This is a genomic window from Agromyces lapidis, assembly GCF_009749405.1.
GTDB classification, from domain to species: Bacteria; Actinomycetota; Actinomycetes; order Actinomycetales; family Microbacteriaceae; genus Agromyces; species Agromyces lapidis.
Genome location: NZ_WBIQ01000001.1, coordinates 60607 through 74513, shown reverse-complemented (window position 1 = coordinate 74513; position 13907 = coordinate 60607). Strand labels below are relative to the sequence as shown.

At 73.0% G+C, this 13907-nt stretch carries 15 protein-coding genes; 6 read left to right on the top strand and 9 right to left on the bottom strand.

Features of this window, described 5'->3' with window-relative positions; translation table 11 throughout:
• The first annotated feature begins 40 nt into the window (after nt 1-40).
• A complete protein-coding gene (locus GQQ93_RS00395) occupies nt 41-1405 on the top strand; it encodes a GNAT family N-acetyltransferase (RefSeq protein ID WP_157422255.1) in 1365 nt (454 codons plus the stop codon).
• A gap of 46 nt (nt 1406-1451) precedes the next feature.
• Here GQQ93_RS00395 and GQQ93_RS00390 read toward each other — a convergent pair whose 3' ends face one another.
• Nucleotides 1452-2564, bottom strand: coding sequence for a glycerate kinase (locus GQQ93_RS00390; RefSeq protein WP_157422254.1), 1113 nt, complete (start codon nt 2562-2564; stop codon nt 1452-1454).
• 45 nt (nt 2565-2609) lie between these two features.
• On the bottom strand, nt 2610-3737 hold the full coding sequence (locus GQQ93_RS00385; RefSeq protein ID WP_212277218.1) for an AI-2E family transporter: 1128 nt from the start codon (nt 3735-3737) through the stop codon (nt 2610-2612).
• 160 nt (nt 3738-3897) lie between these two features.
• On the opposite strand from GQQ93_RS00385, the gene GQQ93_RS00380 reads away from it, so the two are divergent.
• Nucleotides 3898-5340: an MDR family MFS transporter gene (locus tag GQQ93_RS00380; RefSeq protein WP_157422253.1), complete on the top strand. Its 1443-nt coding sequence runs from the start codon at nt 3898-3900 to the stop codon at nt 5338-5340.
• A gap of 27 nt (nt 5341-5367) precedes the next feature.
• Here GQQ93_RS00380 and GQQ93_RS00375 read toward each other — a convergent pair whose 3' ends face one another.
• The 3 genes from GQQ93_RS00375 to GQQ93_RS00365 all read right to left on the bottom strand — a co-directional run bounded on the left by GQQ93_RS00375 (nt 5368) and on the right by GQQ93_RS00365 (nt 9081).
• A complete protein-coding gene (locus tag GQQ93_RS00375) occupies nt 5368-6813 on the bottom strand; it encodes a lipase maturation factor family protein (RefSeq protein WP_157422252.1) in 1446 nt (481 codons plus the stop codon).
• 73 nt (nt 6814-6886) lie between these two features.
• Complete coding sequence (locus GQQ93_RS00370; RefSeq protein WP_157422251.1) at nt 6887-8350, bottom strand: phytoene desaturase family protein; 1464 nt, start codon at nt 8348-8350, stop codon at nt 6887-6889.
• A gap of 2 nt (nt 8351-8352) precedes the next feature.
• Complete coding sequence (locus GQQ93_RS00365; RefSeq protein WP_157422250.1) at nt 8353-9081, bottom strand: NUDIX domain-containing protein; 729 nt, start codon at nt 9079-9081, stop codon at nt 8353-8355.
• 59 nt (nt 9082-9140) lie between these two features.
• On the opposite strand from GQQ93_RS00365, the gene GQQ93_RS00360 reads away from it, so the two are divergent.
• Nucleotides 9141-9989, top strand: coding sequence for an MBL fold metallo-hydrolase (locus GQQ93_RS00360; RefSeq protein ID WP_157422249.1), 849 nt, complete (start codon nt 9141-9143; stop codon nt 9987-9989).
• 88 nt (nt 9990-10077) lie between these two features.
• On the opposite strand, the gene GQQ93_RS00355 is transcribed toward GQQ93_RS00360, so the two are convergent.
• On the bottom strand, nt 10078-10650 hold the full coding sequence (locus GQQ93_RS00355; protein WP_157422248.1) for an NADPH-dependent F420 reductase: 573 nt from the start codon (nt 10648-10650) through the stop codon (nt 10078-10080).
• A 102-nt stretch (nt 10651-10752) separates the two neighbouring features.
• Between GQQ93_RS00355 and GQQ93_RS00350 the strand changes: the two genes are divergently transcribed.
• The 3 genes from GQQ93_RS00350 (at nt 10753) to GQQ93_RS00340 (ending at nt 12635) form a co-directional block, all read left to right on the top strand.
• A complete protein-coding gene (locus tag GQQ93_RS00350) occupies nt 10753-11277 on the top strand; it encodes a MarR family winged helix-turn-helix transcriptional regulator (RefSeq protein ID WP_157422247.1) in 525 nt (174 codons plus the stop codon).
• 114 nt (nt 11278-11391) lie between these two features.
• A complete protein-coding gene (locus tag GQQ93_RS00345; protein ID WP_157422246.1) occupies nt 11392-12012 on the top strand; it encodes a ClpP family protease in 621 nt (206 codons plus the stop codon).
• A complete protein-coding gene (locus GQQ93_RS00340) occupies nt 12009-12635 on the top strand; it encodes a ClpP family protease (protein ID WP_157422245.1) in 627 nt (208 codons plus the stop codon). The genes GQQ93_RS00345 and GQQ93_RS00340 overlap by 4 nt, the downstream gene beginning before the upstream one ends.
• On the opposite strand, the gene GQQ93_RS18170 is transcribed toward GQQ93_RS00340, so the two are convergent.
• The 3 genes from GQQ93_RS18170 to GQQ93_RS00325 all read right to left on the bottom strand — a co-directional run bounded on the left by GQQ93_RS18170 (nt 12617) and on the right by GQQ93_RS00325 (nt 13872).
• Nucleotides 12617-13090: a helix-turn-helix domain-containing protein gene (locus GQQ93_RS18170; protein ID WP_157422244.1), complete on the bottom strand. Its 474-nt coding sequence runs from the start codon at nt 13088-13090 to the stop codon at nt 12617-12619. The two genes, GQQ93_RS00340 and GQQ93_RS18170, sit on opposite strands and share 19 nt — an antisense overlap.
• A gap of 112 nt (nt 13091-13202) precedes the next feature.
• The gene (locus tag GQQ93_RS00330; protein WP_157422243.1) at nt 13203-13505 is read right to left on the bottom strand and encodes a DUF1540 domain-containing protein; all 303 of its coding nucleotides are present in this window, start codon (nt 13503-13505) and stop codon (nt 13203-13205) included.
• A 175-nt stretch (nt 13506-13680) separates the two neighbouring features.
• Entirely contained in the window at nt 13681-13872 is a 192-nt protein-coding gene (locus GQQ93_RS00325) for a hypothetical protein (RefSeq protein WP_157422242.1), read from the bottom strand.
• Nucleotides 13873-13907 lie beyond the last annotated feature (35 nt).

The window sequence follows — 13907 nt, the reverse complement described above, 5'->3', positions numbered from 1 at the left end:
CTCCCGGCGCGAACGCGGGCGGCGTCGCTAGTCTGGATCGATGCCGTTCGATCTCCGAGACATCCCGCTCGATCAGAAGGCCGAGGCCGCCCTCGCGGCGCGCGGTCTCGAGTACCGTGTCGTCGATCCCGATGACCGCGCCGGGCTCGAAGCGTGGGTCGCGGCCGACCGCCGCGGATTCCACGAGAACCGCGCCGACGAGGCCGAACTCGCCCGGGAGGTGTCGGTGTTCGCCGATCGGCGGGTGCACGCCGTGCACGACCCGACGCTCGACGCCCCCGAGATCCCGGTCGCGACCGTCGCGAGCTGGCCCACCGGCCTGAGCGTGCCGGGCGGCCGGAGCGTCGACGGCTGGGCCGTGAGCTCGGTGACGGTCGCTCCGACGCACCGTCGCCGCGGCGTCGCCCGCGCGCTGATGGAGGGCGAGCTGCAGAACGCGGTCGCCGCCGGCGCCGCGCTCGCCATGCTCACCGCGTCGGAGGCGACGCTCTACGGCCGGTACGGGTTCGCGCCTGCAGCGCGCGCCGCCACCGTCGAGGTCGCCCGCCGCCGGGTCGAGTGGATCGCGCCGCTCGAGCCCGGGCGGGTGCAGTTCGTGGCGCCCGAGGTCATGCGCACCGCCGCGGCATCCATCGCCCGTCGGGCCGTCGCGCGCACCCCCGGCGAGATCGACCGCTGGCCCGGCCTGATCGACCGCATGCTCGGCACGCACGCTCCCGACAGCGAGCGGTCGCGCTCGATCCGCGTGGCGCGCTACGACGACCGGCACGACCAGCCGCAGGGATTCGTGGTGTTCCGGGTGAAGCACGACCCGGGCGAGGCCGACAACGACGACCGGAGCGTGCTCGAGTTCGACTTCCTCGCCGCCGCCACCGACGAGGCCGAGCGCGCGCTCTGGCGCTTCCTCACCGAGCACGACCTCATCGGGCGGGTGCGCGGCCGCCTGCGCTCGGTCGACGAGCCGCTCCCGTGGCTCATCGCCGATCGGCGGGCGATCACGGTGCGCGACGTCGTCGACCACCTCTGGCTGCGCATCCTCGACCCCGTCGCCGCGCTCGAGGCGCGCCGCTACTCGGGCAGCGGGTCGCTCGTGCTCGACATCGACGACCCGCAGGGGTACGCGGCGGGCCGCTTCGAGATCGAGTTCTCGGCCAAGGGGCACGCCGAGGTGCGTCGCTCCGAATCCGCACCGACGGATGCCTCGGCTCGCGCCGCCCGCCGGTCGCGACCCGTGCAGGGCCTGCGGCTCGGGGTCGCCGAACTCGGGGCGATCTACCTCGGCGATGTCGCGCCGTCGCTGCTGGCCCGCGCCGGCCGGGTCGTCGAGACGACGCCGGGATCGCTCGCCCTCGCCGACCGCCTCTTCGCGTCGCCGCGGGCACCCCACCTCAGCATCTGGTTCTGAACCGCGGCGCTCCCCGCCGAAGAGGCGCTCCCCCGCCGAAGCGGCGCTACGCCGCCGAGGCGGAGAACCCGGCCGCGAGCTCGGCACCGGCCCGTTCGAGCCATCGCAGCGGTTCGGCGACGGCGGCGGCGCCACTGCCGGCGAGCTCGGTGAGCGAGGCGCTCGCGCCGAATCCTGCGGCCCGCGGTTCGGCGACAACGAGCCCCGCGACGAGCGCGGCGGGAACGCCGGCGGACTCGGCGAGGCGCACGATCTCGGAGGGCACCTTGCCCGCAGCCGACTGCCCGTCGAAGCGCCCCTCCCCAGTGATCACGAGTGCGGCGCCGCGGAGTGCTGCGGGCAGCCCGATCGTCTCGGCGACGGTGCGCGCGCCGGGCACGGTGCTCGCGCCCCAGGCGAGCAGGCCGAAGCCGGTGCCGCCCGCCGCTCCCGCTCCCGGGGTCTCGGGATCGGTGCCGGGCAGCAACTCGGCGAGTCGGGCGAGGCCGGCTTCGAGCACGGCCACGTCGGCCGGCGACGCCCCCTTCTGCGGGCCGAACACCGCGGCGGCCCCGGCGGGTCCGAGGAGCGGATTGGTCACGTCGACGAGGAGGCCCGCACCCGCCGCAGGCAGACAGCGGAGGCCGTCGAGGCGCACCTCGGCGAGCCGACCGAGTGCGCGGCCTCCGGCCGCGACCGGTCGTCCCGCGCCGTCGAGCAGCGCCGCGCCGAGCTCGGCGAGCGCGCCCGCTCCCCCGTCGGTCGAGGCGCTGCCGCCGAGCGCGAGGAGGAGCCGCTCGACCCCGTGGTCGAGCGCCGCGGCGATCGCCTCGCCGAACCCGCGCGTGTGCGCGTCGAGCGGCGCGAGCGGATCGAGCAGGGTGATGCCGCTCGTCGCGGCGAGTTCGACGACGCCCGTCGCCGGTTCGCCCGGCAGCAGCAGCCAGTGCGTGGCGACGGGCTCGGCGAGCGGTCCCGCCACGGTGACCGGCACTCGGATCGCCCCGGGCATCGCCGCCCCGAACGCGTCCAACGTGCCCTCGCCGCCGTCGGCCATCGGGCGCAGCACGAGTTCGTCTGTCGGTCGCACCGCGCCCCAGCCGCGGGCGATCGCGGCGGCGGCCTCGGTCGCCGACGCGGTGCCCTTGAACGAGTCGGGGGCGATGACGATGCGACTCATCTGGCACCTCTTCGGGGTCGCCGCCGCTCGGCGCGGGTGAGCGGCCTAGATCGAATCCTGCCGAGGGAAGACGACCTTCTGCACGATGATGATGAGCGAGGCCGCGACGGGGATCGCGACGAGCGCGCCGAGCACTCCGCCGAGGGTGCCGCCGGCGACCGCGGCGATCACGACGAGGGCGCCGGGCACCGAGACCGCGCGGTTCATGATGCGGGGGCTCAGCACGTAGGCCTCGACCTGCATGTAGATGAGGTAGTAGATCGCGGCGGCGAGCGCCGTCGGCGGGCCGGCGGCGAGGCAGACGAGCGAGATGATCACCGCGCCCGTGAGCGTGCCGACGAGCGGGACGAGCGAGAACAGGAAGGCGATGAACGCGAGCAGGATGGGGGCGGGCGCCCCGATGATCGTCAGGAAGACGAGGCTCAGCACGCCGTTGACGGCGGCGAGGCTGACCTGGCCCATGACGTAGCGGCCGACCGAGCCCGTGATCTCCTCCGAGACGTCCCGGTAGCCCGAACGCGACGAGGCCGGCACGAAACGGGCGGCGTAGCGCTTCATCGAGTCGAGCGAGGCGAGGAAGTAGAGGGTGAGGATGAGCACGATCGTCGCACCCGTGAATCCGCCTGCGATGCCCGCGCCGACCGCGAGGATGCCGCCGCCGAGCGAGCCCAGGTTCTCGGGGTCGGCGAGCCACTTGCCGACCGACTCGATCGCGTCGTTGAGCGCATCGCCCGAGCCGGAGACGCTGTTGAGCCAGCCGACGAGGTCGCTGTGCTTGAAGTTCTCGACGATCGTCGGCCAGTTCTCGATGACGTACGTGGTCTGCTCGACGATGAGCGGCACGATGGTCGCGATGAGGCCGACGAAGAGGCCGACCACCACCACGACGACCCCCAGGATGGCCGCCCAACGAGGCATCCCCCTGCGTTGCAGCCAGCTGACCACCGGGTCGAGGCCGAGCGCGAGGAAGAGGGCGAGGGCGACGTAGAGGATGACGGTGCCGAGCTCGGCGATGATCCCGCCGAGCATGAGCGCCAGCAGCACGCCGAGCGCACCGATGAAGCCGATGCGGAACGCCCGGATCTTCACCTCGGGACCGCGCGCGTCGCCGTCGCTCGTGACCTGGGTCGACGGCGGCTGCGGGGCGACCGCCCGCTTCGTTCGGATTCGCATGCCTCGACGGTAATGCGCGCCCCCGCCGAAGGCATCCCCTTGACGCGGCGAGTTCGATCCGGTGGCGCCGGCGAGCGCGGCGAGGACGGATGGAATGATTCGAGACCCGAGGCGTTGCACCACTGCGGGGCGGCACCGTGCGCCCCGGCGAGGAGCGGGCATGGCGGACACGACGGGTGTGGGATTCCGATCCGAGCGGGGGCCGGTGCTCATCGCGGTGATGCTCGCGACCGGGCTCATCGCCATCGACTCGACGATCCTCGCGACGGCGGTGCCCTCGATCGTCGACGATCTCGGCGGGTTCTCGCAGTTCCCGTGGCTGTTCTCGATCTACCTGCTCGCGCAGGCCGTCTCGGTGCCGGTGTACTCGAAGCTCGCCGACACCGTGGGGCGCAAGCCCATCATGCTCGTGGGCATCGGGCTGTTCCTCCTCGGCTCGATCCTCTGCGGCGTGGCGTGGGACATGACCTCGCTCATCGTCTTCCGCGCCGTGCAGGGCCTCGGCGCCGGCGCCGTGCTGCCCGTCTCGATCACGATCACGGGCGACATCTACACGGTGCGCGAGCGCGCCAAGGTGCAGGGCTACATCGCGAGCGTGTGGGCGGCCTCCTCGGTCATCGGTCCGACGCTGGGCGGCGTGTTCGCCGAGTTCCTGTCGTGGCGGTGGATCTTCTTCGTGAACATCCCCCTCTGCATCCTCGCCGCCGTCATGCTCTGGCGGGGCTACCACGAGTCGCTCGGCCGCGAGAAGCACCGCATCGACGTGGCCGGTGCGACGGTGCTGACCCTCGGGCTCACGCTCGTCATCCTCGCCGTGCTCGAGGGCGGGCAGGCGTGGGACTGGCTGTCGTGGCAGAGCCTCGGCGCCTTCGGCGTCGGCGGGCTGCTGCTCGTCGTGTTCGTGCTCATCGAGCGTCGCGCGGCCGAACCGGTACTGCCGCTCTGGGTGTTCTCGCGGCGGCTCATCGTGACGACCTCGCTCATCTCGCTCGGCGTCGGCGCCGTGCTCATCGGGCTCACCTCCTACGTGCCCACCTTCCTCGAGATCACGGCGGATGCCTCGCCGCTGGTCTCGGGCCTCGCGGTCGCCGCGCTCACCCTGGGCTGGCCGATCGCAGCGTCGAACGCGGGGCGCCTGTTCCTGCGCATCGGGTTCCGCGCCACCGCCCTCATCGGGCTCGCGATCGCCGTGCTCGGCAGCGCCGCGCTCTTCGCGGCCTCGTTCGTGCCGAACGTGTGGACGACGGCGATCGCCTGCTTCATCGTCGGCCTCGGCCTCGGCCTCGTCGCCTCGCCCACCCTGATCGCGGCCCAGTCGTCGGTGCCGTGGGAGGAGCGCGGGGTGGTGACGGGGGCGAACATGTTCCTGCGATCGGTCGGCAGCGCCGTCGGCGTCGCGATCTTCGGCGCGGTCGCGAACGGGGTGATCACCCGATCGGGACTCGGCCCGCAGTCCCCCGTCGCGATCCAGGCGGCCTCGGCCACGGTGTTCTTCGCGGTCGCCGTGGCGGCGATCCTCACGATCGCCGCGGCCCTCGTGATGCCGCGGGCCCGGGTCGACGACATCGAGCACCGCCCGGCCGAGGCCGTCGCCGCGAGCTGAGCCGCGGCATCCAATGCCGCCCGAGCGCTACCCGAGGCCCGAGGTCGCGGGCGGCATGACCTCGCCCTCGAGGGTCCGTACCCAACGATCGCCCGTCGCCCGGAACTCCCGGCGGGTCGCGAAGCGGTAGTGATAGGCCCGCACGCGCAGCCAGCGAGGCGGCTCGCCGTCGAACGGGTCGTCGGCGAGCAGCGCGAGCGTCGGCCCGTCGGCGGCGAGCAGGCGTTCGAGGAACACCTCGAACCAGGGTTCCCACAGGCGCCCGAGCGGCAGGAACCACATCAGCCAGTCGAGCCGCAGGTGGTACGGGGCCCACTGCCGCGGCAGCGCTCGCACGTCGCCGGGCTTGCCCTTGAAGCCGTACTCTCGCCATGCGGCGTCCTCGTCGGGCACCTCGTCGAGGGTGCCCTCGACGACGATCTCGATGCGGCGCTTCGTCACGGTGCCGAACGCGCCGTAGGCGTTGACGAGCATCCACCGGTTGAACGCGGCGTTCATGAGCTGGCGGTGCGCGAAGAGGTTGCGCAGCGGCCACCAGCTGAGCACGAGGACGAGCGCGCTCACCGCGAGCACGACGAGGACCCACCAGCTCGGTGAGCCCGAGGCGTCGGTGCCGAGGTCTTCGGGGATCGCCGGGATCAGCAGGTGCCAGACCGGGTCGGTGATCGCGGATGCCGCGAGCACGACCGTGATCCAGTTGAGCCACGCGAAGTTGCCGGTCACGATGAGCCAGAGCTGCGTGAGGATGACGATCGCCGCCGCGACCGAGCCGACCGGCCCGGGAACGAACAGCAGGAACGGCACGACGAGCTGCGCGACGTGGTTGCCGAGCACCTCGCCGCGGTGGAACCACGGCGGCAGCAGGTGCGCCTGCCGGCTGAGCGGGCCCGGCATCGGCTGGGTCTCGTGGTGGTACATGAGCGCGGTGAGGTCGCGCCACTCGCGCCCGCCGCGGATCTTGATCATGCCGGCGCCGAACTCGAGCCGGAACACGAGCCACCAGATCGCGACGACGATCGTGATCGGCGGGGGCTGCGCGTTCGAGCCGAGGAACGCCACCGTGAACAGCGCCTCGCAGAGCAGCATCTCCCAGCCGAAGCCGTAGAAGGTCTGCCCGACGTTCACGATCGAGAGGTACAGCAGCCACAGGGCGATGAAGGCGAGCATCGGCAGCCACGGCGGCCCGAGCTGCGGCAGCCCGAACACGACGGAGGCCCCGAGCACGATCCCTGCGACGGCGACCGCGACGAGCCGCCGATCGCTGTACCCCCAGCGGAACAGGCTCGGGCCGCGGAGGCGCGATGCGCGCTGCAGCAGCGCGGGCACCGGCAGCAGTCCGTGCTCGCCGAGCAGCGGGCGGAACTGGTTCAGCGTCGACCAGAACGCGACGACGGCGAGCACGCCGACGCCGCGCTGCAGCACCTGGCGGGCGACCTCGTAGTCGTGCGCGTCGAACCAGACGGTCCAGTCCACGCCTCCACGCTACGCCCGTCGCAATCGGTCGGGCAGGGAGCGCGAGGACCGCAGAGGCCGCCGCCGAGGCGCCTCAGATGGTGAGCCCGAAGCGCTCCTTCAGGGCGAGCTTCGCCGCGTACCACCCGTTCATGCCGTGCACGGCCGGCCCGGGCGGAGTCGCGCTCGAGCACAGGTAGACGCCGTCGACGGGGGTGCGCCACGGCGCCGTCGAGACCACCGGGCGCTTCACGAGCTGCGCGAGGTCGAGCGCGCCCGAGTAGATGTCGCCGCCGACGTAGTTGCGGTTGTAGGCGCCGATCTCGCGGGCCGAGCTCGCCGCGCTCGCGAGCACGACGTCGCGGAATCCGGGCGCGAAGCGCTCGACCTCGGCCGTCACGAGCTCGGTCGCGTCGAGCGTCGACCCCGCCGGCACATGCGTGTAGGCCCAGAGCACCTGCTTGCCGGCAGGCGCGCGGCTCGGGTCGACGACGCTCGGCTGGCAGACGAGCACGTACGGATGCCTCGGCGCCCCGCCGTCGCCGGCGACCCGCGTGTTGACGCCCGGCTGCAGCCCGCGTGCGACCGCGTTCTCGGCCGCGGCGATCTCGCGCCGGCTGCCGCCGAGGTGCACGGTCGGGGCGAGTCCGACGGCGGGGTTCGCCCACGGCACCGGCCCGTCGAGCGCGAAATCCACCTTCGCGATGCCCGATCCGTAGCGGTACCTGCGCAGTGCCCGCTCGTAGCGATGCGGCAGCTCAGCGGTGAAGAGCAGCTCGGGCGAGGTGTCGAGCAGCACGGCGCGCGAGCCGCGCACCTCGTCGAGCGCCTGCACCGGGGCATCCGTGACGATCTCGGCGCCGTGCTCCGCGAGCTCGGCCACGAGCGCATCGGCGATGGTCTGGGAGCCGCCCCTCGGCAGCCCCCAGCCGACGCCGTGGCCGTGCATCGCGATCAGCAGGCCGGCCCCCGCCGAGGCGAGCGAGGGCAGGCCGCCCGCCGCGTGCGCGACGACGCCGGTGAAGAGGGCGGGCGCGACGTCGCCCGTGAAGCGCCGATCCCATGCGCGGGTGCCCTGCTCGAGCGCGCGCAGGCCGAATCGGAACGCCGCGAGCGGGTCGCGGGGCACCCGGAGCAGTTGCGAACCCGTGAAGTCGACGACGCCGTCCTGGCGGGCGAGCAGCGGGCCGACGAGCCGTCGCCAGGCCCGGCCGTCTGCCCCCAGCCCGTCGACGGTGCGGTCGAGGTCGCGCCAGGCGATGCCCGCGCGTCCGCCGGGCAGCGGGTGCGCGTAGGACGCCTCGGGCACGATCCACTCCGGCGCGTGCGGGCCGTCGAGGAGGCCGAGCTCGCGGAACACCGGTGAGGCGAGCGCCGCCGGATGCACCGCGGAGCAGACGTCGTGCCGGAAGCCGGGCAGCGTCAGTTCGGCGGTGCGGAGGCCCCCGCCGATCGTCGGCGCCGCCTCGACGACGCGAACCGTGAGCCCGGCGCGGGCAGCCACGACGGCGGCGGTGAGCCCGTTGGGCCCCGATCCGACGACGGTGACGTCGACCATGCTCAGAAGGTGTGGTGATAGACCCAGGGCAGGCGGTCCATCATGAGTCGGTGGCGGGCGCCCTGCGCGTCGGGGGCGTCGTCGGACACGGCGGGGATGCGCCCGTCGCCGCCCGGGGCGGCGTCGTACTCGCCGTCCTCCTGCCAGAGCACCATGCGGCGGGCGTCGTCGCGGCGTGCCCGGTAGGGGCGGACCCCGCCCTCGGCGAATGCGGCGAGCGCGGCATCGACCGACCGGGCGCCGAGCAGCCCGTGCAGGGTGACCCAGGTCGGCGGCCACAGCGTCATGGCGCCTGCGGCGTGACGGTCGAGGGCGTCGACCGGGCGGATCCACTCGGCGGCGACGACCTCGTCGGCGGCGAGTCGCAGTTCGCCGTCGGGCACGCGCACCGCGAAGAACGCCGTCGTCAGCTGCTTGGGCGCGCCCTTCGGCGGGGTCCAGAGGGAGAAGGGCACGAGCTCCTTCTCGTCGACGACGAGGCCGACCTCCTCCTCGACCTCGCGCGCGGCGGCTCGTCGGGCCGCCGCGAGACCGTCGGTCGGCCCGCCGAGCGCGTCGGCCTCGTCGACGGCTCCGCCCGGGAACACCCAGGCGCCGGCGAAGGAGCCGCGATCGCTGGGCCGCTCGGCGAGCAGCACCTCGAGGCCGAGCTCGCCGTCGCGCAACAGCACGACGGTGGCGGCGGATCGGGTGGCGGCGGATGAGCTCGGGGACTCGGGCGCGCTGTCCATGCCCTCAGACTAGGCCGCCACGCCCCGCCTCGCACGGGGCGGGCCGATACACTGCCGGGATGGATGACGCCGCAGCGCACGAGCGGGTCGACCCGGCCGGGCCGTCGCGACTGGCCCGCACGGTGCTCGCGCCGAACGCGGGCCCGATGACCCTCGACGGCACCAACTCGTACGTGCTGCAGGCGCCCGGCGCCCGGTCGACCATCGTGGTCGACCCGGGGCCCGCCGATGCCGGTCACCTCGAACTGCTCGCAGGCGTCGGCGAGGTCGAGCTCGTGCTCATCACGCACCACCATGCCGACCACACGGAGGCGATCGATGCCTTCGCACGGCTGACCGGGGCCCCGGTGCGGGCGATCGACCCCGCGTTCTGCCGCGGTGCGGCGCCGCTCGTCGACGGTGAGCGGATCGCCGCGGCGGGCGTCGAGCTCGAGGTGATCGCGACCCCCGGGCACACGGCCGACTCGGTCTGCTTCGCGCTGCTCGGCGAGACGGGAGCTTCGGGCGGGCTCGACGGGCCGGGCGACGCCGCCCGTACGCCGCTCGCGGTGCTGACCGGCGACACGATCCTCGGCCGCGGCACCACGATCATCGCCGATCCCGACGGCGCCCTCGGCCCGTATCTCGACTCGCTCGAGCGGCTCAGGGCGCTCGGTTCGGGCGGGCCGGTCGTGGTGCTGCCCGGGCACGGCCAGGCCCTGCCCGACCTCGCGGCGATCTGCGACGCCTATCTCGCGCACCGAGCCGAGCGGCTCGAGCAGATGCGGGCGGCGCTCGGACGGCTCGGCGCCGATGCCTCGGTCGACGAGGTCACCGACCTCGTCTACGCCGACACGGATGCCTCGGTGCGGGGCGCGGCGGAGGCATCCGTTCGTGCCCAGCTGCGCTACCTGCGCGGCACCGCCTGACGGCGGCCCGCCCGCCCGGGCCTCCCTGAGACATCGAATCGCCCGACCTCGTACGAGATCGGGCGATTCGATGCCTGGTGCCGACGGGTCAGGCTGCGACGGCGAAGCCGCCCGTCCAGCCGATCTTCTCCTGCACGGCGAGGGTGAGCTGGAGGAACCCGATCGACTCGAGCTCGCGGGCCCGCTTGAGCGCACCCGCGTCGATCGCCTTCACGCCGCCGGCGCGCACGACGTCGATGAGGGCCTGCTTGGCGACGGTGTCGTCGCCGGCCACGAGCACCGTGGTCTCTGCTTCGCCGACCGACTTCGAGGCGAGGGTCGCCGCGAAGTTCGTGTTGAAGGCCTTGAGCACGCGCGACTCGGGCAGGAGCTCGGCGAGCTCGGCCGCCTTCGAGCTGTCGGAAGCGGGGACGAGCGAGTCGAAGGTCTCGAAGTCGAGCGGGTTGGTGATGTCGACGACGATCTTGCCGGCGAGCTCGGCGCGGCGGGCCTCGGCGATCTCGGCGAGTGCGAAGTGCGGCACGGCGAGCACGACGATGTCGCCCGTGATCGGCTGCGAGAGGTCGCGGCCGATGACCTCGACGCTGTTGCCGCCTGCGGCGACGATGCCGCCGATCGCGCTGCCCATGTTGCCGTTTCCGATGATGCTGACGGTCGTCATCTGCGATTCCTCTCCGCGCCGTTCGACGCGATTACTTGTTTCGACAACCATTACTGTAGGCCAATTCAGTTGTCGCGTCAACCAATGCGCTAGAATCGAGGCATGGCAGACGAAACGCATTGGCTCTCCCCCGAGGAGTCGGCGGCCTGGGTGCGCCTCATCGCCGTCGCCGAACTGCTGCCCGGCGCGCTCGACGCGCAGCTCCTCCGCGATGCGGGCCTCACGCATTTCGAGTACGTCGCGCTCATGGCCCTCGCGGACGCCCCCGATCGCACGATGCGCATGACCGAGCTCGCCTCGCGCACCAACGCGACGCTGCCGCGCCTCTCGCACGTCGCCCGCCGACTCGAGGAGCGCGGGCTGATCCGACGGTTCCCGTGCCCCGAAGATCGACGGGCGACGAACGCGACGATCACCGAGGCCGGGCTCGAGCTCATGGCCGATGCCGCCCCCGGGCACGTCGGCACGGTGCGCGCCAACGTGTTCGACGCGCTGACCGCCGAGCAGCTCGAGCAGCTCTACGTCATCGCGGGCGCCGTGCTCGCGAAGCTCGACCCCGACGAGCGGCTCTCGGCCACCTCGTGCCAGTTCAGCGAGGGGCCGGTCGTCCGCACGCTCGCGAGCTGAGCCGGTCGCGGAGGGGCGCCGGCGCCGTCTCGACCGGCGGCGGTTCCGCCCACAGCAGCACTGCCCTCGGCAGCATCGGGCCCGCGCCTCGCCCCCGCCGCGCAGGCTGAGGTCATGAGCGAACAGACCCCGGCCATCCAGCCGATCGACGCCGAGCTCACCGCCCGGCTCTTCCACGAACGCATCATCGTGCTCGGCGACGAGCTCGACCAGCAGGGCGGCAACCGCCTCTGCGCGCAGCTGGTCACCCTCGCGGCCGACGACCCGCGCCGTGACATCCGCTTCTGGATCAACTCGCCAGGCGGCTCGGTCTCGGCGATGCTCGCCATCGCCGACCTGATGCGCTCGATCCCGAACGACGTGTCGACGATCGCGTACGGAATCGCGGCGAGCGCCGGCCAGTTCCTGCTGAGCGCCGGCACGCCCGGCAAGCGCTTCGCCCTCCCGCACGCGCGCATCCTCATGCACCAGGGCTCGGCGGGCATCGGCGGCACCGCCGTCGACGTCGAGCTGCAGGCCGACGACCTGCGCCACATGCGCGACACCGTGCTCGACATCACCGCCGCGAACACGGGCCAGCCGCTCGAGCGCATCGCCGAGGACTCCCTGCGCGACCGCTGGTACACCGCCGCGCAGGCCGTCGACTACGGCTTCATCGACCGCATCGCCGGCGGCTTCGACGAGATGTTCCCCCGGGCCGAGCGCCCCCAGACCGGATTGCGAGCGACCGCATGACCAGCTACACCATCCCCTACGTCGTCGAGAAGCGGGGCAACAGCGAGCGTTCGCTCGACGTCTACAGCCGGCTGCTCTCGGAGCGCATCGTCTACCTCGGCACCGAGATCGACGACGGCGTCGCGAACGTGCTCATCGCGCAGTTCCTCCACCTCGCCTCCGAGTCGAGCGAGACGCCGATCAGCCTCTACCTGAACTCGCCCGGCGGCTCGCCCGGGGCGGCGCTCGCGGTCTACGACACGATGCAGCACATCAGGCCGGATGTCGCCACGACGTGCGTCGGCCAGGCCGCCGGGCCGGCCGCGGTGCTCCTCGCGGGCGGGGCGAAGGGGCAGCGGGCGATCCTGCCGCACGGGCGGGTCGTGCTGCACCAACCCTCGACGCAGGGCCGGGGCTCGATCCCCGACCTCATCATCCACGCCGACGAGGTCGTGCGCGTGCGGGCCGAGCTCGAGACGGCGCTCGCCGCCGACACCGGGCACGACGCGGCGACGCTGCGACGCGACACCGATCGCGACCGCATCCTGTCGGCCGCGGCCGCCGTCGAGTACGGGCTCGCCGACCACGTGCTCACCGCACAGGTCGCGGTCGGCGCGGGCACCTCCTACGCGGCGAGCAGATAGACGTCTCCGGGGGGCGCGGCGACGGTCGCGCCGCCCGCGGCCGTCGCCGCGTCGAGGTCGAGCACGAGTACGCCGTCGACCCCGAGCGCGGGATGCCTCGCCGGCACGTCGGCGCGGAACGCGAACGACCGCTCGCGCTCGAGGCGTTCCCGCCGCTCGGCTTCGCGCCGTTCGAGCTCGCGTCGGGCCCCGAGCGACTCGGCGACCCGGTGCACGACCTCGACGAGCTCGAGCCCGAGCGCCTCGGTCACGGCGCCGAGCACCTCGCTCGAGGGCTCCTTGCGACCGCGCTCGATCTCGGAGAGGTACTGGGGCGAGACGCCCGCCGCCCCGGCGACCTCGGTCAGGATGCGCTCCTGCGCGAGTCGCTCGCCGCGGAGCACCTCACCGAGCTCGTTGCGCCAGAGCGGCTTCGCAGCGCGGGGTGCTCGCGGGAACTCGACGACCTTGCCCATGCCCCGAGGCTAATCGCGGGCCTTCGCGGGCGACAGGGCGATCCGCTCACAGCAGAACGGCGCAGACGAAACGGGCCCTGCCGATCACTCGGCAGGGCCCGTTCGCGTCGATTCAGGCGACTTCGTACGTGAGGCAGTCGGCGTCGTCCGTGCCGGCGCCGATCCGCACAGAGGCCGCGGTGCACTCGAGCTTCGAGTTGTGCACGCACTCGGAGCGCTGACACGCACCGACGTGGGTGATCACCTTGTCGAGGCCGCCCTTGCTGCCCAGCGGGATGAACGTCGCACACTCGGCGTCGCCGACCGAACCGGCGATCGTCACGGCGGCGGCGTGGCAGTGCGAATGGTCGTTGTAGGAGCATCCGGCCACCGAGCATTCGGCGACTGCGGGCAACTCGTCGAGCGTCATGCTCATGGTGACCTCCTCTGGCGGTTGCGGCTCCGTCGAGACGGCCGCTCGGTATCTGGATGCTAACCCCGCGCGGGGCGATCCCGCAGCATCACCGGGACGGAATTCCGCAGATCAGTGGGACTTTCTTCTGAGGATTGCCTTACCTTTCCGGCACCGATGCCGGGCAGCCGCAGCAGGATCAGGCCGGTGCGTTGTCGGGGTCGACCGTCTCGATCGTGTCCTCCTCGACGGCGTTGTCCGCCTCGACGTCGTTCGCGTCCTCGCCGCGCTCCGGGCCGCCGTCCACCGGCTCGCCCTCGCGGTCCAGGCGCACCGCGTCGGGCCGCTCGGAACCTCCTGCTGCCGATCCGCCGCGCGTCGCGTCGCTCATCGTGCCCTCCCTCGTCTCGATCCTTCGAGCGTGCG

Coding starts and splice junctions, on each gene's coding strand:
- GQQ93_RS00395 (WP_157422255.1), top strand. CDS start 41: ATGCCGTTCGATCTCCGAGACATCCCGCTCGATCAGAAGGCCGAGGCC.
- GQQ93_RS00390 (WP_157422254.1), bottom strand. CDS start 2,564: ATGAGTCGCATCGTCATCGCCCCCGACTCGTTCAAGGGCACCGCGTCG.
- GQQ93_RS00385 (WP_212277218.1), bottom strand. CDS start 3,737: ATGCGAATCCGAACGAAGCGGGCGGTCGCCCCGCAGCCGCCGTCGACC.
- GQQ93_RS00380 (WP_157422253.1), top strand. CDS start 3,898: ATGGCGGACACGACGGGTGTGGGATTCCGATCCGAGCGGGGGCCGGTG.
- GQQ93_RS00370 (WP_157422251.1), bottom strand. CDS start 8,350: ATGGTCGACGTCACCGTCGTCGGATCGGGGCCCAACGGGCTCACCGCC.
- GQQ93_RS00365 (WP_157422250.1), bottom strand. CDS start 9,081: ATGGACAGCGCGCCCGAGTCCCCGAGCTCATCCGCCGCCACCCGATCC.
- GQQ93_RS00360 (WP_157422249.1), top strand. CDS start 9,141: ATGGATGACGCCGCAGCGCACGAGCGGGTCGACCCGGCCGGGCCGTCG.
- GQQ93_RS00355 (WP_157422248.1), bottom strand. CDS start 10,650: ATGACGACCGTCAGCATCATCGGAAACGGCAACATGGGCAGCGCGATC.
- GQQ93_RS00350 (WP_157422247.1), top strand. CDS start 10,753: ATGGCAGACGAAACGCATTGGCTCTCCCCCGAGGAGTCGGCGGCCTGG.
- GQQ93_RS00345 (WP_157422246.1), top strand. CDS start 11,392: ATGAGCGAACAGACCCCGGCCATCCAGCCGATCGACGCCGAGCTCACC.
- GQQ93_RS00340 (WP_157422245.1), top strand. CDS start 12,009: ATGACCAGCTACACCATCCCCTACGTCGTCGAGAAGCGGGGCAACAGC.
- GQQ93_RS18170 (WP_157422244.1), bottom strand. CDS start 13,090: ATGGGCAAGGTCGTCGAGTTCCCGCGAGCACCCCGCGCTGCGAAGCCG.
- GQQ93_RS00330 (WP_157422243.1), bottom strand. CDS start 13,505: ATGAGCATGACGCTCGACGAGTTGCCCGCAGTCGCCGAATGCTCGGTG.
- GQQ93_RS00325 (WP_157422242.1), bottom strand. CDS start 13,872: ATGAGCGACGCGACGCGCGGCGGATCGGCAGCAGGAGGTTCCGAGCGG.